The sequence below is a fragment of the Caulobacter vibrioides genome, assembly GCF_002310375.3.
In the GTDB taxonomy this organism is placed as follows: Bacteria; Pseudomonadota; Alphaproteobacteria; order Caulobacterales; family Caulobacteraceae; genus Caulobacter; species Caulobacter vibrioides_D.
This window is the reverse complement of sequence record NZ_CP023315.3, coordinates 3,079,511-3,098,498: the sequence shown is the minus strand read 5'-3', so window position 1 is coordinate 3,098,498 and position 18,988 is coordinate 3,079,511. Positions and strand designations below refer to the sequence as shown.

At 63.7% G+C, this 18,988-nt stretch carries 16 protein-coding genes; 7 read left to right on the top strand and 9 right to left on the bottom strand.

The annotated features are described in order from the left end of the window. The first annotated feature begins 332 nt into the window (after positions 1–332). The gene (carB, locus tag CA606_RS14660; protein ID WP_096050446.1) at positions 333–3,632 is read left to right on the top strand and encodes a carbamoyl-phosphate synthase large subunit; all 3,300 of its coding nucleotides are present in this window, start codon (positions 333–335) and stop codon (positions 3,630–3,632) included. A 78-nt stretch (positions 3,633–3,710) separates the two neighbouring features. On the opposite strand, the gene CA606_RS14655 is transcribed toward carB, so the two are convergent. The 3 genes from CA606_RS14655 to CA606_RS14645 form a co-directional block, all read right to left on the bottom strand. Then, positions 3,711–5,405: a recombinase family protein gene (locus tag CA606_RS14655; protein WP_096050447.1), complete on the bottom strand. Its 1,695-nt coding sequence runs from the start codon at positions 5,403–5,405 to the stop codon at positions 3,711–3,713. Between the two features lie 13 nt (positions 5,406–5,418). Continuing rightward, positions 5,419–5,604: a hypothetical protein gene (locus CA606_RS14650; RefSeq protein ID WP_096050448.1), complete on the bottom strand. Its 186-nt coding sequence runs from the start codon at positions 5,602–5,604 to the stop codon at positions 5,419–5,421. Between the two features lie 245 nt (positions 5,605–5,849). Further along, positions 5,850–6,386: a hypothetical protein gene (locus CA606_RS14645; RefSeq protein WP_096050449.1), complete on the bottom strand. Its 537-nt coding sequence runs from the start codon at positions 6,384–6,386 to the stop codon at positions 5,850–5,852. 664 nt (positions 6,387–7,050) lie between these two features. On the opposite strand from CA606_RS14645, the gene CA606_RS14640 reads away from it, so the two are divergent. The 5 genes from CA606_RS14640 to CA606_RS14620 all read left to right on the top strand — a co-directional run bounded on the left by CA606_RS14640 (position 7,051) and on the right by CA606_RS14620 (position 10,697). Then, positions 7,051–8,358 (top strand): hypothetical protein, encoded by a 1,308-nt coding sequence (locus CA606_RS14640; RefSeq protein ID WP_096050451.1) that lies wholly within the window; start codon positions 7,051–7,053, stop codon positions 8,356–8,358. 266 nt (positions 8,359–8,624) lie between these two features. Further along, positions 8,625–8,978, top strand: a complete 354-nt coding sequence (locus tag CA606_RS14635) for a hypothetical protein (RefSeq protein ID WP_096050452.1) — start codon at positions 8,625–8,627, stop codon at positions 8,976–8,978. 32 nt (positions 8,979–9,010) lie between these two features. After that, positions 9,011–9,571 carry a hypothetical protein gene (locus tag CA606_RS14630; protein ID WP_096050453.1) on the top strand — a complete coding sequence of 187 codons (561 nt, stop codon included), beginning with the start codon at positions 9,011–9,013 and terminating at the stop codon, positions 9,569–9,571. A gap of 200 nt (positions 9,572–9,771) precedes the next feature. Beyond that, the gene (locus CA606_RS14625) at positions 9,772–10,266 is read left to right on the top strand and encodes a DUF2840 domain-containing protein (protein ID WP_096050454.1); all 495 of its coding nucleotides are present in this window, start codon (positions 9,772–9,774) and stop codon (positions 10,264–10,266) included. After that, the gene (locus CA606_RS14620) at positions 10,263–10,697 is read left to right on the top strand and encodes a ribbon-helix-helix protein, CopG family (RefSeq protein ID WP_096050455.1); all 435 of its coding nucleotides are present in this window, start codon (positions 10,263–10,265) and stop codon (positions 10,695–10,697) included. Before CA606_RS14625 ends, CA606_RS14620 begins: the two co-directional genes overlap by 4 nt. On the opposite strand, the gene CA606_RS14615 is transcribed toward CA606_RS14620, so the two are convergent. The 6 genes from CA606_RS14615 to CA606_RS14590 form a co-directional block, all read right to left on the bottom strand. Next, on the bottom strand, positions 10,694–12,700 hold the full coding sequence (locus CA606_RS14615) for a DUF3363 domain-containing protein (protein ID WP_096050456.1): 2,007 nt from the start codon (positions 12,698–12,700) through the stop codon (positions 10,694–10,696). The two genes, CA606_RS14620 and CA606_RS14615, sit on opposite strands and share 4 nt — an antisense overlap. 341 nt (positions 12,701–13,041) lie before the next feature. Further along, positions 13,042–13,419 (bottom strand): hypothetical protein, encoded by a 378-nt coding sequence (locus tag CA606_RS14610; RefSeq protein ID WP_096050457.1) that lies wholly within the window; start codon positions 13,417–13,419, stop codon positions 13,042–13,044. A 450-nt stretch (positions 13,420–13,869) separates the two neighbouring features. Beyond that, on the bottom strand, positions 13,870–14,652 hold the full coding sequence (locus CA606_RS14605) for a hypothetical protein (RefSeq protein WP_181242604.1): 783 nt from the start codon (positions 14,650–14,652) through the stop codon (positions 13,870–13,872). Between the two features lie 2 nt (positions 14,653–14,654). After that, the gene (locus CA606_RS14600; protein ID WP_096050460.1) at positions 14,655–15,224 is read right to left on the bottom strand and encodes a hypothetical protein; all 570 of its coding nucleotides are present in this window, start codon (positions 15,222–15,224) and stop codon (positions 14,655–14,657) included. 446 nt (positions 15,225–15,670) lie between these two features. Then, positions 15,671–16,405: a PaeR7I family type II restriction endonuclease gene (locus CA606_RS14595; protein ID WP_096050461.1), complete on the bottom strand. Its 735-nt coding sequence runs from the start codon at positions 16,403–16,405 to the stop codon at positions 15,671–15,673. Between the two features lies 1 nt (position 16,406). Beyond that, positions 16,407–18,113, bottom strand: coding sequence for an Eco57I restriction-modification methylase domain-containing protein (locus CA606_RS14590; protein WP_096050462.1), 1,707 nt, complete (start codon positions 18,111–18,113; stop codon positions 16,407–16,409). A 282-nt stretch (positions 18,114–18,395) separates the two neighbouring features. On the opposite strand from CA606_RS14590, the gene CA606_RS14585 reads away from it, so the two are divergent. Next, positions 18,396–18,884, top strand: coding sequence for a hypothetical protein (locus CA606_RS14585; RefSeq protein WP_181242603.1), 489 nt, complete (start codon positions 18,396–18,398; stop codon positions 18,882–18,884). Positions 18,885–18,988 lie beyond the last annotated feature (104 nt).

Genomic DNA, 18,988 nt, shown 5'->3' with positions numbered 1-18,988 from the left:
CTTGCCCCCTCCGCGCCTTCGGCGCTCCTCCCCCGGAGGGGGAAGAAGGGAACGCACCCTTCTGCCCCCTCCGGGGGCGGACGACCATGCGGAGCATGGTCCGGTGGGGGCCTGCGGCCTGTCCAACATCCACCCTTCTCCGACGAAGCTAAGGTCCCGCTCCACGGCCTTCGCCAACCCTGAACCGCGTTCGCCAAAACGCCCGCTTAACCCTGCGCCAACATGCGGGGTTGCACCAAACCGACTCCGTCTCTACACGGGCGCCTTAACCTGCAAGATGGTCGACAGCGGGCGCGCGGTTGTGCGCGACCGTGTCTTTGCGCGAGTTAGCCATGCCCAAGAGAACAGACATCTCCTCGATCCTGATCATCGGCGCGGGGCCGATCGTCATCGGTCAGGCCTGCGAGTTCGACTATTCGGGCGTCCAGGCCTGTAAGGCGCTGCGCGCCGAGGGCTACCGGATCATCCTGGTCAACTCCAACCCCGCCACGATCATGACCGATCCGGACGTGGCGGACGCGACCTATATCGAGCCGATCACGCCGGAGATGGTCGCCAAGATCATCGAGAAGGAGCGCCCCGACGCGCTGCTGCCGACCATGGGCGGCCAGACGGCTCTGAACACGGCCCTGGCCCTGGAAGAGCAGGGCGTGCTGGCCAAGTTCGGCGTCGAGATGATCGGCGCCAAGGCCGAGGTGATCGACAAGGCCGAGGACCGCCAGAAGTTCCGCGACGCGATGGACAAGCTGGGCCTCGAGAGCCCGCGCTCGCGCGCCTGCCACACCCTGGACGAGGCCATGGAAGGCCTGGAGTTCGTCGGCCTGCCGGCGATCATCCGCCCGTCCTTCACCCTGGCCGGCACCGGCGGCGGCATCGCCTACAATGTCGAGGAGTTCAAGGAGATCGTCGAGCGCGGCCTCGACCTGTCGCCGACCACCGAGGTGCTGGTCGAGGAGAGCGTTCTCGGCTGGAAGGAGTACGAGATGGAGGTCGTCCGCGACAAGGCGGACAACTGCATCATCGTCTGCTCGATCGAGAACATCGACCCGATGGGCGTCCACACCGGCGACTCGATCACCGTCGCCCCGGCCCTGACCCTGACGGACAAGGAATACCAGTGGATGCGCGCGGCCTCGATCGCCGTGCTGCGCGAAATCGGCGTGGAGACCGGCGGCTCGAACGTGCAGTTCGCCGTCAATCCGGCCGACGGCCGCATGGTCGTCATCGAGATGAACCCGCGCGTCTCGCGTTCGTCGGCCCTGGCGTCCAAGGCCACCGGCTTCCCGATCGCCAAGGTCGCCGCGCGCCTGGCCGTCGGCTACACCCTGGACGAGCTGAAGAACGACATCACCGGCGGCGCGACCCCGGCCTCGTTCGAGCCCAGCATCGACTACGTCGTCACCAAGATCCCGCGCTTCGCCTTCGAGAAGTATCCGGGCTCGGAGCCCCTGCTGACCACGGCCATGAAGTCGGTCGGCGAGGTCATGGCCATCGGCCGCACCTTCAAGGAAAGCGTCCAGAAGGCCCTGCGCGGTCTGGAGACCGGCCTGTCGGGCTTCGACGAGGTCGAGATCGCCGGCGCCGATGATCCCGACAACGGCAAGGCCGCGGTGATCCGGGCTCTTGGCACGCCCACGCCCGACCGCCTGCGCGTCATCGCCCAGGCCTTCCGCCACGGCCTGACCGTGGACGAGGTCAACGCCGCCTGTTCGTATGAGCCCTGGTTCCTGCGCCAGATCGCCGAGATCGTCCGCCAGGAAGGCTGGGTGAAGGCCGGTGGCCTGCCGCAGACCGCCCAAGGCTTCCGCGAGCTGAAGGCGCAAGGCTTCTCGGACGCCCGCCTGGCCAAGCTGACCGGTTCCACCGAAAAGGCCGTGCGCGCCGCGCGTCAGGCCCTGAATGTGCGCCCGGTGTTCAAGCGCATCGACAGCTGCGCCGGCGAGTTCCTGGCCTCCACGCCCTATATGTACTCGACCTACGAGTTCGGGGCTCTGGGCCAGATCCCCGAGTGCGAGAGCGACCCGTCGGCCGCCAAGAAGGCGGTGATCCTGGGCGGTGGTCCCAACCGGATCGGCCAGGGCATCGAGTTCGACTACTGCTGCTGCCACGCGGCGTTCGCGCTGGACCAGATCGGCGTGGAGTCGATCATGGTCAACTGCAACCCCGAGACCGTCTCGACCGACTACGACACCTCCGACCGCCTGTACTTCGAGCCGCTGACGGCCGAGGACGTGCTGGAGCTGCTGCACGTTGAAATGAGCAAGGGCACGTTGGCCGGCGTCATCGTCCAGTTCGGCGGCCAGACCCCGCTGAAGTTGGCCCACGCTCTGGAAGAGGCCGGCGTGCCGATCCTGGGCACCAGCCCCGACGCCATCGACCTGGCCGAGGACCGCGAGCGCTTCCAGCAACTGCTGAACGGTCTCAACATCGCCCAGCCGGAAAACGCCATCGCCCGCAGCTGGGACGAGGCGCGCGCCGAGGGCGACAAGATCGGCTTCCCGTTCGTGATGCGTCCGTCCTACGTGCTGGGCGGCCGGGGCATGGAGATCATCCGTGATCACGAAGCCATGGAGCGCTACATCGCCGGGGCCGGCGAGATCTCGCTCGAGCACCCGATCCTCTTGGATCACTATCTGAGCCGCGCCACGGAAGTGGATGTCGACGCCCTGTGCGACGGCAAGGACGTGTTCGTGGCCGGCGTGCTGGAGCACATCGAGGAAGCCGGCGTCCACTCGGGTGACAGCGCCTGCTCGATGCCGCCCTTCTCGCTGAAGGCCGAAACCGTCGAGGAGCTGAAGCGCCAGACGGTGCAGATGGCTCTGGCTTTGAACGTCCGCGGCCTGATGAACGTGCAGTTCGCCATCGAGGAGCCGCACAGCGACAACCCGCGTATCTATGTGCTGGAAGTGAACCCGCGCGCCTCGCGCACCGTGCCGTTCGTGGCCAAGACGATCGGGCAGCCGGTGGCCGCCATCGCGGCCAAGATCATGGCCGGCGAGAGCCTGGCCAGCTTTGGCCTGAAGGACGTTCCCTACGACCACATCGCGGTCAAGGAAGCGGTGTTCCCGTTCGCCCGCTTCGCCGGCGTCGACACGGTGCTGGGCCCGGAAATGCGCTCGACCGGCGAGGTCATGGGCCTGGACTGGAAGCGTGAGGGCGAGGCCGACATGGCCCCCGCCTTCGCCCGCGCCTTCGCCAAGAGCCAGCTGGGCGGCGGCGTCAAGCTGCCGACCAAGGGCGCGGCCTTCGTCTCGGTCAAGGAAAGCGACAAGCCCTGGATCGTGGAGCCGGTGAAGCTGTTGCAGGCGGCCGGCTTCAAGGTGCTATCGACCGAGGGCACCCAGGCCTATCTGGCCGCTCAGGGCGTCCAGGTCGAGCATGTGAAGAAGGTGCTGGAAGGCCGTCCGCACATCGTCGACGTGATGAAGAACGGCGGCGTGCAGCTGGTGTTCAACACCACCGAAGGCAAGCAGGCCCTGGAAGACAGCTTCGAGATCCGCCGCACGGCCCTGATGATGAAGGTGCCGTACTACACGACCTCGGCCGGCGCCCTGGCCGCCGCCCAAGCCATCGCCGGCGCCCCCGCCGAAGCCCTGGACGTTCGTCCGCTGCAAAGCTACGCGGCGGAGTAGGTTCCTTCTCCCCTTGTGGGAGAAGGTGGCCCGTCAGGGCCGGATGAGGGGTTGAAGATCAGGGCCGCCGCGACAGCTTCACCGCTGTCGCGGCGGTTTGCGTTTGCGCGACCCCTCACAGTCCTTCACCGCTACGCCTGCGCCTCCGTGGCGAAAGGATAACCTCAGCGGGGCTTGCATGAGGGCCTTACGGTCCTCGGCCCAAGCCAGGATCGTTTCGAGATCCCCGAGCAACCGAACATCATGCTCGCCGCGCCGGCCGGTTGGCGTAACCACGACCTTCTCGATCAAGCCCCGTAGGGCTATCGCCGCCTCGGTGCGATTGTCGGGGTCGGCGAGCGCTTCAGTCAACCGCTCGACCTTGCGCCGGTATAGCTCGGCGATGTTGGGGTGTATGTCGGGAACATCGCGAGGGGCCTCGGCCAAGGTCGCCTCAATGGCGGCGACCTCGTTCTCCAACTCGCGAAGACGACAGACCATCCCCGGCGTGTACTCGCCTTGCTCGATCATGGTCATGAGGCCCTTGTACGCCTTACGAGCCTTGTCCAATCGCTGACGGTCAACCGCCTCGTTCGCCCGGCGCTGATGGTTGAGCCGGTTGGTCTCCTCGATAAATGACCGCATCGCCTCGGCCGCGATCTGCGGCGTCAGCAACCGTTCTCGGAGACCCAAGAGAACACGCGCCTCCAGCCGGTCGGCGACGACCGTGGTGTTGTTCGTGCAGCCCTTGCCGGTGGCGTGGCCGAGGCAGGCCATGCGGCCATTGCCCCGACGACTGATCGCCGCTCCACAGACGCCACAGGCCACAAGGCCCGACAGCAGGTTCAATGGACGCCGCGCCGCCGACGCCGCGCCCAGCAGGCGCTTGCCCTCGGTGAGCGCCTGCTCGTAGACGCGGGAGAACTCCTCCTGACGGGCCTTGGCGGCTTCCCATAGGGCGTCATCGACGATCCGCAGGTGCGGCACTTCGGCGTGAACCCATTCGCTCTCTGGATTGGCCCGGCGCCTGACGCCGCCCGTGTCTGGGTCGCGAAGATCCCTGGCCCGGTTCCAGACCATCCGACCGACATAGAGGGGGTTGTTGAGGATGCCATGGACGCCATTCGATTTGCCGCGAATGGTCTGTGACGCCCAAGCGCGCCCTCGCGGCGCCGGAACGCCGGCCGCATTGAGCGCTAAGGCGATCTGACGTGGACTCTTGCCGGCCGCATAGTCGCGGAAAATACCCCGGACCACCTCGGCCTGCTCGGGGATGATCTCGCGCTCGCCGGTGGTCACCTTGCCGGCGGCGTCGAAGGCGCGAACGACGCCGTAGCCGTAGCACTTGTTGCCGCTGGCCTTGCCGGCCTCCACCCGACCGCGAAGCCCCCGATGGGTCTTGGCCGAAAGCTCCTTGAGGAAGAGGGCGTTCATCGTGCCCTTCAGCCCGACGTGCAACTCGCTGATCTCGCCCTCGGATAGGGTGACGATCGGCACGCCCGCGAACCGCAGCCGCTTGAAGAGCGCGGCGATGTCTTCCTGATCGCGACTGAGCCGGTCCAAGGCCTCGGCCAAGACCACATCGAACTTGCCGGCCATCGCCTCATGCAACAGGGAGCGAACCCCCGGACGAAGGATCATCGTCGAACCGGAGATCGCCGCGTCCGAATAGCGCCCGGCCGGTGTCCATCCCTGACGGTCGGCGTAAATCTGGCAGACCCGAAACTGATCCTCGATCGAAGCCGCCGACTGCTTGTCGTCGGAATAGCGGGCGTAAAGCGCAACGCGGGTCATCGGGAAGCTCCCTTCAAGCTGGGGTGTCGCCGGTCTCGGCATTGGCCGCCGCCATACGGCGGGCGAACTCCTCGCGCGCGATCTGGCGGCCGATCAGACGCGCGAGCGTCAGCAGCGCGGCTTGGCCTTTCTCGCTGATCGGCGGGCCGTCGTTGGCTGGCGTGAGGGTCTGCGTAGGCGGGGGAGAGGGCGCATCCATGCTTGGCTCCACAACTGGAGCCAACAGGGTTTGGGGCGCGCCGATAGAGGTCAAAGGAGGGCCGGGGCGCGATGGGGTCCCGGCCGTAGAACTTTGGCGAACCCCGGAAACCTCGCCGGATACCCCGGACGTCAATGGGAAGGAAAAGCGGAGAGCGAAATTTTGTCGGGTCAGAACGGCCAGCCGTGCCAAACCGGCAATGAACCCGTGGGTCACGCGCAACGATCTGGGAGTCTGGTCCCAAATCATTGCGTAAAAACCGGCAACGATTTGGGGGCGTAGAGCTCGCCACAGCCGGGGCAATGCGCCTTGGAGAGGAAGGTCCAGGCCTTTTTCACGAAGGGCCAGGGCTCGTCTTCCTGCAAACGCAGCAGGCGATAGGCGATGGCGAGCATGGCCGTGGCGTCCTGCACCGTGCGCGGCGTCAACTTGGCCAAAGGCCCCAAGGCCTCTTCACAGACATCGCCAAGGCGTCGGCACTCGGCGTCCACCGCGTCCATCTCAGCCCCCATCGGCAAGGCGCTGATCTCGGCGTCGGTCAGCTTGAAATAGTCGAACTGCTTGGCGGCGAGGGCTTCCAACTCGGCCCAGCGGTTGCAGAGCCGGCTGATCTCCATGTCCACCGCGACCCAGGCGGCGCACTGTGCGGGGATGTCGACGGCGCCGGGCGCCGGAAGTCCCCGCACAGACCCCGCGAACGGAACGGCGGTCGCGCCGATAACAGCGCGACGTGAGATGGCAGGCAGGCGAGCGCCGTCGCCCGTCTTTCGACGTTGGCCCATAGCGTAGATCCTGATTCAGTGGTTATCATTTTCGTACAATGAATCATCACTTTGGTCAACATTAAATGCTGCAATTTCATCATAAAATGATGATCGCATGCTGACGGCCGAGCAGATCAAGGCTGGCCGGGCGCTAGTTGATTGGAGCCAGCCGCGCCTCGCCGAGGCTGCCGGGCTCTCTATGCCGACTATTCGGCGCATGGAGGGGCCTCTCGGCCCTGGCAGGAGCACTGCGGCTAACGTCGAGGCGGTGCGCCGAGCGCTGGAGAATGCCGGTGTAGTCTTTATGGAGGCTGGGGAGACGAAGCCCGGCGGGCCGGGCGTTCGTCTAAAAGCTAGCGGTTAAGCCGCAGGCGCGACGCGCCTAGCTAGGCTTAAATCGCTTGCCGAGCCCAAGCCGGGCGGCGAGCGGGCGGTCAAGGGGGCGCGGAGCGCACCGCCGCAGGCGGCGGCAAAGCCGCCCTTGAGGGGGCGATCACCGTCTGGCCGCCCGACGAAGTCGGCTATGCCGAGAACCAGACCCTGGCGATTGCGGGTAGCGTGGTGACGCTCGCCACCGGGCGAGCCAACGCGGCACAATCGAACACTTGCCATCTTGCCGGCAAGCTTGCATCGGCGCCCCAGTTCCATTTAACGGTGTAGCCTCCTTCCGGGGGGAGGCTGAATGTCTCAGAACGCCAACAACACATTTCGCATCCCGTCTCCAGACGATGCGAAGCTTCTAGAGATTCTCGAGCGGATGGCCGACGCGCTGGAGACCGACTTCAACCTGAACGTTGGCGGTTACAGTGTGGGCTCATTCAGCAACGCGTCTGAAGCAAAGTCCGCGCTCTTGCATGATGTGGTTGGAGCAAGGCTCGTCACTTCTGCCGGTTTGACGTCCGATCGCTTCGCCGTCGTGTTCCACCGTATGGTTACAAAGTTTGGCAGTCCGAACTTGAGCGAACCGTCGAACTGGGAAGCCGAGTTCTATTCTTATCGGCAGAACCATGACGCGCCGAACCTTGCGCAAAAGACCGTGCGAATTGCGGCGATTGTTGATGAGTACCGACGCGAGTTCACCTCCAAGATCAAGCCGGCCGCTGCACCAAAGGACTTCAGCGACATCTACGCGCGCCAGTTGGCTGACCTGACTGACTTACACACGAAAATCGTGCGCGATGCAGAGGAGGCGCGGCTACGCAACGAGCGAGAACTTGAAGAGCGGCGTAGACAACACGAAGAGCAGTCTGCCGCCGAGCGTGCATTGATTGTTGCCGAGATGCAGGATGCCCGACGCGTAATCGCCAACGAGGAGGCAGCGCTCGCTAAAAGAAAGCAGGAGATTGACGATAGATCACACATGCACGCCCGTCGGCAGATGCGCGATGCGATCACGACGGAGCTGAAGTCGCGTCAGAAATTGCCGGCCGTTTCGAAAAACACAGCCATGCTGCGTGTCTTCATCATGGTGGTCTGCATGGCAATCTTCGCCACCCTCGGAGGCTTCGCTGCCGTGAGCGGCAACGAAGTGCTCATTATGATCCAAGCCAACAAACCGCTGGCATCGCCCTTCTTCGCCGTGATCATTCGTGGCGCACTCCTAACCTTGGGCGCGGTCGGAGCTGCATGGTATGCGCTGAGCTTTCTTCGTAAGATCCATGATGAGGATCTCCGTGCAGAGCGCGATCTTGAGCGGTACTTGTATGACGTCGATCGCGCTAGCTGGGCTATTGAGACTGTTCTGGAGGCTCAGCGAAGAGAAGGCGAAGATGACGCGATCGAAATCCCCCACGAGTGGGTGCATGGCGTCACCAGAGGGCTTTTCCAGCGGACGGAGAGCCGCGACCCCGAAGAGTCGTCACTTGCGGCCCTCGGCTCGATTTTCAACTTCGCGGCCGAGGCTGAACTCGGTCCTGGTGGAACCAAGGTGAGGTTCAACAAGCCTGGACTAAGGGCGTTGAAACGGCGTGCCGAAGCGAGCGAGGGGTAACCTTGACCATTACGCATCAGAACGACCTCGCCAACAGCAGGTGATGCCGTGCAGTTGGCTGCGGTCTCTAGTGGACATTGCCAATTTCCGCACAGGGCCGAGAGCACACATTCGACCGCGTACGGATTCGCGATGTCGAGCTAAGCTGCCGCTTTGTAGAGCACGAATTGCCGTGCTCGCTCGGGCGCTCCGAGCGCGGTCAGCGACTTTAAAAAGCCCTGACGTCCCATTCGCGGACAACATCAGGACGTTGCAATGAGACACCGATGATGAAGGCGGCGTTGATAATCGGGCTTTTGGCCCTAGCTGGCTGCACGAAGGCGCCAGTCACACCGAGCACACGCTTAAAGCTGGTTTGCCGGGATGGTGATCAGCAGCTGGTGGTCCTCATGGACACGCTCACCAAGTCGGCGACGCTTGCCAACTTGCCCGGCGCGCCCAGCGGCACGTTCACGACGACGGACTTCGAATACCACTTCATCTTTCCTGAGACCAAGCGTGTGCGAGGCGGCGAAGCGGTGGTGAACCGCTACGACGGACAGATGGTGAGGGAGATGGGGAAGCCGCCGTTTGCGCTTGATGGCATCTTCGTCCCTGACGGTAACATGGTCCACGTCTAGAAATGCGAACGCCGAGAGGCCAAGCCCCTCCTATGATCGACTGGACAGGACTTAGCTGGGAGGCCTTCGCGACGCTTGCGAGCGGACTGTTGGCGGTTATTGCAGCGGTGATTGTTGGCCTGCGCCAGGTCGCAATTCAGCGCGAACAAGTGGCCGTCGCTGCCCGTCAAACCGAGATACTCGATCGGCAAACCGCGCTTGCGGAACTGACCCTTCGCCACGAGCTGTTTGAGAAGCGGTACGCCGTCTACGCAGCGGCGAACAATCTGCTCTTCAAAGCGGTCCAGAATGGCGAATGGGTGTCATACAATGATGAGGTTCGGGCTACCTTCGCCGCAGCTATGGATAAGGCCAAATTCCTCTTCCGTCCGTCTGTCAGTGCTGCTCTCCAAGAGATTTGGGAGAAGGTTAACGAAGGAACGCGCATTCATACAGAGATGAAGGCCCTCTATGATCGCGAGCGCCACTATGGGCCGGATCTACCCCAACAGAGCTATGATTGCGCGATTTGGATTAGCGAGCGGTATTTGAAGCTTAGCGATGTGTTCGGGGATGAGCTGAAGCTATCCGACCACGATATGAAGTTGGGTTAGACTTGGTGAGAAACCACCAATCGCCGATGCCGTCCATGTTCGTGGCGTCGCTGGTGCAGACGATGCGGGGCCGTCGTGAAGGCCGCATTGGCCCCCTTCTTTCCTTTTCTTCGCCACAGCCTGTCTTTAGTCGACGAGCCTGTCTGAGGGATTGCGGACTAGCAGCCTAGCCGGCGGAGTGGCGGCCAGGAGGCGTCGCCATGCCTGATCCCGCTTCGACCACGACCACCGTTGAGCTGATCTGGCTCAAAAACCGTCTCCAGCGCTGGGCCCGCTTCGGCCGACCTGCTGACGAGATCGTCCACGATCGCCGTCGTCGCGCCGTCACTTTCGCTCCCGGCACCGTATTCGCCCTAGTCCATTGGGAAGCCGGCGACTACGGCACGACGCTCTCACGCCTTTGGGTCCTTCGCGCCGTCGAACCGGGCGAGCCCTTCTACCGCGTTCCGTTCGTCAGTCCCGGCGCCGATGTGCTTCTCGACCTGAAGACCTGGGTGAAGGTCCGCGCCGGCCTGGAAGCCATCGACGCCATCGAGGCGCTTGGCATCAACCCCGAGCGCGTCTGCCCCGATCATTGGCGCCATGTCGGCGGCCGGATCGCTGTCGCCGAGCCGCCATCGCCCTATACCCAAGCTCGTCATCGCGCCTGGCTGTCACGCAAGCGTCTCGGCTTGATCGACGAGGACGCCGCATGAAGGTTGAGACCAAGGTCTATCTGCCGGCCGACCTCGCCAAGGCGCTTGATCAACTCTCGATTCGCACCCGCCGGCCAAAGTCGGAGATAGTGCGCGCGGCCCTGGCCTCGTTCATGTCGCCAGACGGCGCCGAGCGCACGGAGGCGGCGTTGCTGCGCCGCCTGGACCGGATGAACAAGCACATGGAGCGGCTGGAGCGCGAGGCCCAGGTCGGCAACGAGGCCTTGGCGATCTTCATCCGCACTTGGCTTGGCGCGACACCCGTTGTGTCGGCCGCCGATGAACCGGCGACGCGGGCGCTGGGCCAAAAGCGCTATGGCAACTTCCTCCAAGCCTTGAACCGCCGCCTCAGCAGCGGCGCCTCGCTCTCAGACCAAGCGTTCGAGCCGGGCGGCCTTGGCCTTAATGGCGACGAGCCCGCCAGCCGCTAGATGCCAAGGCCTCGGCCGCGCCCGAGTTGCCAAGAGATGTTCCCGCCTATCTCGACCGTGCCGATGATCTCCTGGCCCCGATATCGCTCCATGACCGGCCGCCACGGCACGAGCGCGAAATCCATGTGGCCTTCGATCACCGCGAACTTGCCTGACGTCATCTGCACGCTATCGACCAGCTTCCCGCGCACGGCCTCGCCCGGCTCGGGCATTCGGAACGGCAGTCCTTTGTCCTTGGACATGGCTTCGCCGCGACGGCTGATCTCCTGGCGCTCCAGCTTGGCGAGTAAATCCGGTCTAGCGCGCCAATCGCCATTGGCGCCGCGCGTGGCGTGACCCTGCCGGACAAGCATCTCGCGCCGTCGATCCAAGGCGCGCTCGACCTCGCCGCCAAAGCCCTGCGGCGCGGCCTCAGGCGCTTGCCCGCCGACAAGCCGGCGATCCAACCAGGTGGCGCCATCGCTGCGGATCTGGCTCTCCAGGTCGAAGGCCGACAACAGCCGCACCTGCGAGCGCCGCCCCTGTTCGAAGGCCTCGGCGCGGGTCGCGAAGTCCCTGGGGATGCTCCAGGCGTCCTCGCTCCAGCGCTCGACCACGCCGGCTCGGCGTAGCGCCTCCAACCGGCGGACATGGGCCTCGACGAGATCGTCGGCATTGGCGCCGGGCGCGAGCTTCATCTCACCGCTGATCAGCCGTTCACGGTGATCGCTAGGACGATAGACCCCATCCTCGGCGAGGGCGGCGATCGTTCTGTCCGCCTGCCGACTGGCGGGTCTGACACCGGTCTCGACGATAGCGCCGATCCTGATGTCTGCGGCGGTATCGCCATCGACCTCGACATGTCGGACCCGGCCATCGATCCCATCGACCACCAAGCCGACCCGATCGCCCAACTCGTCGGTCAGGCGCTTGTCGATCACCCGCCCGGCCTTGGGCGTCGAGGGCTCGCCGGCAGCGTCGATGACGAAGGCCTCGGGGTTGGCCTCGCGCCCGCGCCGGCTGACCGCTCGGCTCATAGCGCGGATGATGTCGCCGCGCTCGCCAAGGCCGCGCAAGGTCGACTCCAGATCCTCGGAGAGCCGCCAGACGCCGGGAGAGACCTGCTCGGCAAGGTCCATGCGTTCCAAGGTTCTCAACCGACCTTGGCGCAAGGTTGCGTCGTGATCGACGCGGATCTCACCGGCGGCCAGGCGCATGTCGACGGTGCGCGCCGCGGTCATGTCGGCGACGAGGCCGCGGTCGATGTCCGTGAAGCGCTCGGCGATGATCTGCGCCTCGCGCTTGCGGGCGATCTCCTGCTTGGTCTGGAGCCCAAGCTCCAAGGTCGCCAGTTCCTGGGCGCGGTGACGAAGGCCTTGGGTCAGGTAGTCCTGGGCGATGATCAGGTCCTTGCCGAACTCGTCCTTGCCCCGAACCACGACATGGCTGTGCGGGTGACCGGTGTTGAAGTGATCCACCGCCACCCAATCGAGCTTAGTCCCAAGGTCTCGCTCCATCTGCCCCATGAGGTCGCGGGTAAAGGCGCGCATGTCGGAAAGGTCCGCGCCATCCTCGGGCGCGACAATGAACCGGAACTGCCGACGGTCGCCGGCGCCGCGCGCGGTGAACGCCGCGCCGTCAACGTATGCGCCATCACGATCGTAAAGCTTGGCGGGCTCGCCATCGCGGGTGACGCCATCGCGCACGAGGTAACGCAGATGCGCCCCGGCGGCCTGGCTTCCGAGTTTCAGCGCCGCCATTCGAGTCTTGACGACGACCCGGCGATAGCCGGCGCCGCCGCCGCGAAACTTCATCGCGTTGGCGGCGTCCTGACCTCTGCCGATCCGAGAACATTTGCCGGGCGAGCCTGAGCGTTTGGCCGGGCCTCGGCCGCCCGATCGCGAGACCGTCCGTGCGGGCTTGGCGACGAGGCGCGAGAGCCGTTGTCCACGCCCCACCGCTTGCCGTCCGTCGCTGCGGATGCGGCCCGGCCGGATCTCGAAATCCAAGAGGTGGTCGTCCATGGCGCCAGCTTGCGCTCATGGCCTCTGGCGGCAAGCGTGGCCGGGAGTAGGGGCGCCTATGGCGCAGAAAAAGAAGGACTCTGGCCGCTTGGCGAGACCAGCGCCGCCGCTGGTGGTCTTGGAAATTACAGTGTGCAGACAATCGCGTGAGGGGCCGTCGGGCCCGGACGCTTCAATCTTGCCTTCGTGGAGGTGGCGCGTCTCCGGCATCTCACATCCAGCTTCCGGTCCTACAAGGAGGCCCAGCGGCCGTGGCGCGGAGATTAGGAGGCATTATCTCCGCGCAATATGCGTAGAATGACGCCGCCTACCGTGGTCCAGTAGACGACGTCCTCTATGGCCTAGTAGGCAAAATACGGGTCGTTCAGCTGGTGTTGGCGGCAGGTCTCCAGCTTGCTGTAGCCGGTCCAGCGCGCTTCAGGCGCCTTGCTGCGGTCCGACGTGACCGACCAATCGTCCAGGCTGGTGAAGAAGTTCTTCTCCACATAGACGGTCACGCCCAGCGACCGTGCAGCCGCTGCCTTCGCGCGATCGAAGGCCTTCGTGGCGAGGTCACAGGACGCGAACTCGCCCCACAGCGTGGTGTTGGGCAGGCGAAAGAGATCACGGGTTCCCTGGAAGACGTAGAGGAAGCCTTCCTTCTCCGCAGCTTGGATGAATGCCCGATGGGGTTTGGGCGTGGTCTCTTTGAGGTCGTAAGTTACAAGGTAGCTCGTCATTCGGCTTAGTCCTTTGGAGTCATGAAAATGGGCTCAGCTTCCGCAGAGCCTGGACGCACGCCGAATGTCGCCGGCCTCTGACCTTGCGCACGAGGGGCAGGTCAAATAGCTTTTGGCGATCACCGGCTTCGCGCCTGTGGTGTTGGAGGGAGGGGTCAACCTAAGTTTGCCGACCGTGGACTGACCTCTCCTCTCCCGGCTTTCAGATCGACCGCATCGCGCTAGTCGATCTCAACCATTCCCTCACTTCTTCTTGGGCGGTTCCGACACCGTTCCGCGCGGGTTCCGCACGGCCGTACGCGTGGTGACGTACCGGCCGGTGGTGGCAGAACGGTGAGGACCCTTGGGCGGCTTGGCCATCCATCAGTCTCCGTTGTCGTTGTGCAGCCCGACCCTGCACTGGCCATTGAGGCATGACAGCAGGGCGATCTGAGCGATCAGGCTCGCGCATCATGCAACCTCGCGTGTTTCTTGCGCCGCAGCGCTGACGGCGCGGGCGGTCGCGCGCCAGAAGCCTGGCTTTCCAGTCTTCTCGACGAGCCCCAGAACCTTCAGGTTCGACAGCCGCCCTGTCACCGTCTTGCTATTCACCTGGCTGTTTTCGGTGATCTTGGTCGTGTGCAAGCCACTCTCGCCGCCGGTCAGGACGGCTTGCAGCACCTTGTAGTCCGTCTCGGGCAGGGGGGCGCCGTCGAAGACAAATTGCTGACGAGCGACCGTCTTCTTCACGGCCGGCTTGCGCTTCACGCCCAGTTGCAGGGCTTTAAGCGTCGCCACGCATTCGGGGGGGACCTCCTGCGTGCCTTCGCGCCAAGCCCGGACATCGTCCGGGGTGACGCCAAGCGACGACGCGATCATTTTGAAGACGGCGCGATCGTCAGGCCATTTGCCGTGAAACAGCCGCTGCAACGCCAAGTCGCGCAGTTCGGGCCAGCGGTCAGTCTTAACGGTCCGCGCTTCCATCCACTTCAGCGCGTCGCCGAGCTTGATCGCATCGCCGGCGCGAGCCTTCAAAAACGCGGCGTTTTCGCCGTGTTTTTCGATCTCGCCCTGTAGGCGGCGGCGTTGTTCGTAGAGCTGACCATGGAGCTCGCGCGAAGCGACGAGGGTGATATCCGTCAGCTTCAGGCCCGCCTTATCAAGCAAGTGGACCAGAGCGTCAGCCGCAGCCGTCCGTTCGGCTGGCTCCGTGCTGGCCAGCATCTGGAACGTCTTTTGGATTTTATCGTCCACGATCAGCCCTTCCGTTCGCTCGTCGGGACGAGCCTGGCTTCGCCGCCTTCGAGGAGCGCCAAAATCCGGTCCAGGGTCTGCTTGGTCTCGGTGTGGTGCTTCTGTTCCATCTCGTAGAGCTGCTGGGCGTGCTCGTGGCTGTCGCGCTCCATCTGGTATTCGTAGGCCAGGGTGGTGACGGTCTGGGCCACCTGAGCGCCGACACGGCCCGTCAGGTTCATCTCCATCAACGCGCCGACCTGTTGGCGCATCGCGATGGGGGTTCGTTCAAGGTCAAGGTCGCGAATGGGCCGGAAGGCTTCGCTCGCCAACACCGTTGGCAGCTTGCTGTCCTGCGCCTTGAGACCCTCTTCCCAACCGCCCTTACGGCCTCGAGAGTTAGTGGCTGGAACGATGACGCCTTGTTCGGCGAGGGCGCGATAAGTCCCGCCTTTCTTGAGCGCACGGGTGGCCTGCGCCCGCATCGACTTGCGCTTGGCAGGGTCCAGATACCCTTGTTGCGTGAGATGATCGTCGAGCGTAGCTTTTCCGTACGCCTTGGCTTCCAGCATGAAATCGTCGAGCGCGGACATGGCGACCTCCGGGGTGTTGCCAAGCTATATAATCCAAAATCGCAATTTCGCGAATAGGTTCCGCAGCAGTTGTTCGCATTCTACGGGCTGTTGCGGTGTCGCGCGCGCGTCCGTGTATGTTGCAACACTCAAAAATGACATTAAATTCAATAGCATATTTTCACAACTCTGCCTCGAGAGAAAAATGCTCAAGGCAACAGATCGCAATTGTTGCTAAACTAAAAGCAACAGAGCGTCTTAAGAAGATGAGGAAAAACAGTTGCTTGCTACGCGCCACTGGCGCGGCGTTGTTGCCAACGCGCTGACGGGCGGTCAACGATCGCGCCGAGTCTCTTCTTTTAGCAAGTGGCGGGCAACTGTTTCAGCGCAGGGATTTGAACAGGCGACACGAACGCCCCACACGGCCGAGGCCAGAGCGTGGCGTCCGCGCGACCTAGGGCTTTCGGCTAAGCCCGAGCCGCTTCCGTGGCGATGTGGCCGGCGAAGGCCGTCACGAAGGTCTTCAGGCTCGTCATATCCGACATGCCGCCATATTCGCCTGTCGTGGCGGCGCTGCGCGGCGAGGTGACGACAGCAGCGGTGGTGTAGAGCTGCTCCTGGGCGAGTCGCTGGCAGAGGATGTCATAGCGCTTCAGGTAAGAGGCGCCCTGGAAGGCGGCGTCCACCGGGAAGTGGGGAGATTTGTCGCGCACGGGCTTGCGCGCCTCGGGCGCGTCTTCGACCAGCATGAGCCATCCAGCAAACGGCCGCGGATGCGGACCAAACGCGCCTTCGCGATAGGCGGTCCAGAAGTCGTGGGCCATGCCCAAGGCTTCTTCGGTTCGGTTGTTGAAGTTGTTGCCGAACGAGCCGACCTGGCTCTTCAACTCGACAGCCGCCACCAGGCGTCCCTCCTGCAGGACAAGCAGATCCCAAAGCTTCGTCGGCCGGAAATAGCCCGGCAGGGTGACGACCGCCTTTTTGATATGGACCTCTGCGTGCGCCAAGCCATTGGCCTTCACCAAGTCGACGATGAGCGAGACAAACCCATCCATGTTTTTGCCCGCGGTGACGCTGCCACGGGTGCCTTGATCGATCTTGCCGGTTTCGCGCTGCTTCTGGGCCGCCTTATCGCGGTTGCCCCAGAACGCCATCACAGACTCTTGCGCCTTACGCTCGTAGTCGGCCAGATCAAGTCCCACGTCAGACCCCAACGTCAAACAGCAGCGCGCTCTCAGCCTCGCTGAGGTTGTATATGTCTGCGACCGCCTTATTGCAAAGCTTGGGGTCTTTGGAAGCGCCGGCCGCGATCACGGCGGCGCGTTGCTCCATCGACAGGTCGCTCCAGTTCGGAATGCGGATGCGCCGGAGGTACTGCGCCTGGAAGCGCAAATAGCCGCCGCGCATCTTCGTCGAGTAGGTGGAGATGAACAGGCGCGCGATCCCCGAAAGCAGCACGGCCTGGAGCGCGCGCAGATCCCAGTTTGCTGAGGTCACGAAGTAGAGGTTGTGGTGCGGATAACAGGCGCCTTCGTCATAGACGATGCTGGCCTCACCGCGAATGTCTGGGATGAGCAGCTTGGGCTGACCTACGAGCTCGGGATAGATGCGGTCGATCGTCCGGTACCAGTTGGCCGGGGTCTTTTGCGCCACGTGGCGACGAGCGATCTGCTCTTTGCGAGCTTCCAAGTAAAGCTTGAGCTTGGGATATTGCTCCAGGCGCACCAGCCCACCTTCGGGTGCGAAGGGGTTGATCACGCCAAGGCCGCCCCAGCGCAGTGTCCCGGTCGCCAGGTCCTTGGACATTGCGATTGGGACCTTGCGGTCAGGCTCGACGTCGAGCTCATCGAACTTGCCAATGAACGCCTTGTCCGCGCCGGTGGCCACGCCGATGCCGACCCGGCAGCCGGCCTCTTCGATGGTCGGATATTGCGCCTCAAGTCGGCGAACCAATCCGAGCGTGTCGAGCGCTTCGAGGATCCAAGGTTCGCTACCCCGGGCGGCGACGGGAATCTCCTTCACCGCAGCGCTTTGCGACACGGTGGCGTTGATGTCGGTCGCCAAAGCCTTGAGGGTCGACGCATCGAGCTTAGGCCGGTGGGCCAAGCGTGTGGTGTTGCCGGGTTCATTGGCGATGACGAAAATGGCTGGATAGGCCACCACCTCTGAGAGGAAGGCGGGCGTGTCGACCATGTCGACGTAGGCGCGCAGATGATAGCGCTCGGAGACCAGCTTCCGCAGCGGTCCGCCGTAACGGTTCTTCATCCACCGATCGGCGCAGATGAAGCTCAGCACCCCGCCCCTGGCGAGCATCGCTAGAGACTGCTCGATGAACGGCACATAGATGTCAGCTCGATCGTAGATGGTCGAAAAACGCCGCCGATACTCGTCGATCAGAACCTGCGGAATAAGCTCCTGACGGACATACGGCGGATTGCCGACGATGTAGTCGAACTCGCCATCATGCTCGGCGAGAAGGAAGTCGTTGCGCACCAGCCAGGTGTCGGCCAAGGCGCGCGCTTCCCGCAGGCTAAACTTGAGGCCCTCCAGCTGCGCTAGCAGTTTGGCGTACGTTTGGTTGTAGGTCTCGCGGTGCACTTCGACAGCGCGCAAAGCATTTAGCAGCTGGTCGAAGTTCGGCGCTTTGGAAGCGCGATAGGCTGCAATGAGGCGCGAGACGGCGGCGTAAAGAAACTCACCGCCACCAAACGAAGGCTCAAGCAGGCGCTGTTGCCCAATCGGCTTGTCAGGCGTGTAGCCAACCAGATCCAGAATGAACTCGACGACCTCGGCGCGGGTGTAAATAGCGCCGCGTTCCTCGATGCCGCTGCTGGCAAGCACTTCAACGGCTTCGGCCAGCGGACAAAGCGAGGGGAAAAACTGTTGAGCGAGGGCTGGGCTTTGCGCCACGTGCGCTCCTTACAAACTGCTCGCCGAAAGCGTCCGGCCTAAAAAGAGGCGGAGCGACTCGAGTCGCCAGCCTGCCGTAGATTAGCCTGCGTGACTCTTCGGGCAACGCGGCCAAGGCTGCATTTCGTCGCTTGTCGCCACTCTTTGGCGAAACAACCATTCCAAGGCGACGCGTTGGGGGACTGGGGCTGGTTGTTCGGTTATGGCCTCTGCCTCACGATACGAGCCGGGCTGCACGGCCTAGGTTTGGCGCTGCAGATTTTGGGGCCGGGAGCCGTTGGTTTGGACCTTTTCGAGATCATTGCGCAAAAGCGCGCCCACCTTCAGCGCTTAGCCAACACCAACGGCGCCCTCGGAGAGCAGGGCGCCGTTTTCGCCATGCAAACCTGGCTTCCCCGGCCAAAAGGTGTCGCACTCAAGGCGCTGCTGGCGGCTTTGGCTGAGACCGGGATCCACATCCGGCCTTCAAGCTTCGACGCCATAGCGGCACCAGCGCCTGTCGATTTCCACGATCAGGAACGTCTAAGGGCGCAGCTGAGCGACCTGGTGTTCATCGAGATCAAAACGGCCAACCAGACGCGCGTTAAGCCCGGCTTCGCTGGCTTCTTCTTTGCGCTGACAGAAGGCGAGATTGCTGCCGCTGAGGCTTTGGGGTCACGTCACCGCGTGGCGTTGTTCAACAACCAGACGGGCGAGCTGCTGCTGACCTCGGTGCCGGAGATTCTCGGACGGTCGCGGTCGACGAACTGGCAGGTTTCGGTTCAGCTTTAGAGAGGCGTATGAGGACTGCGGAAAGTGGCCGTTTCCGTCGATCACCGCTCTGAGGGAAATTTCAGCGACGGATAGCGGCCCTACCTAGACCGCCACTGAAAGCA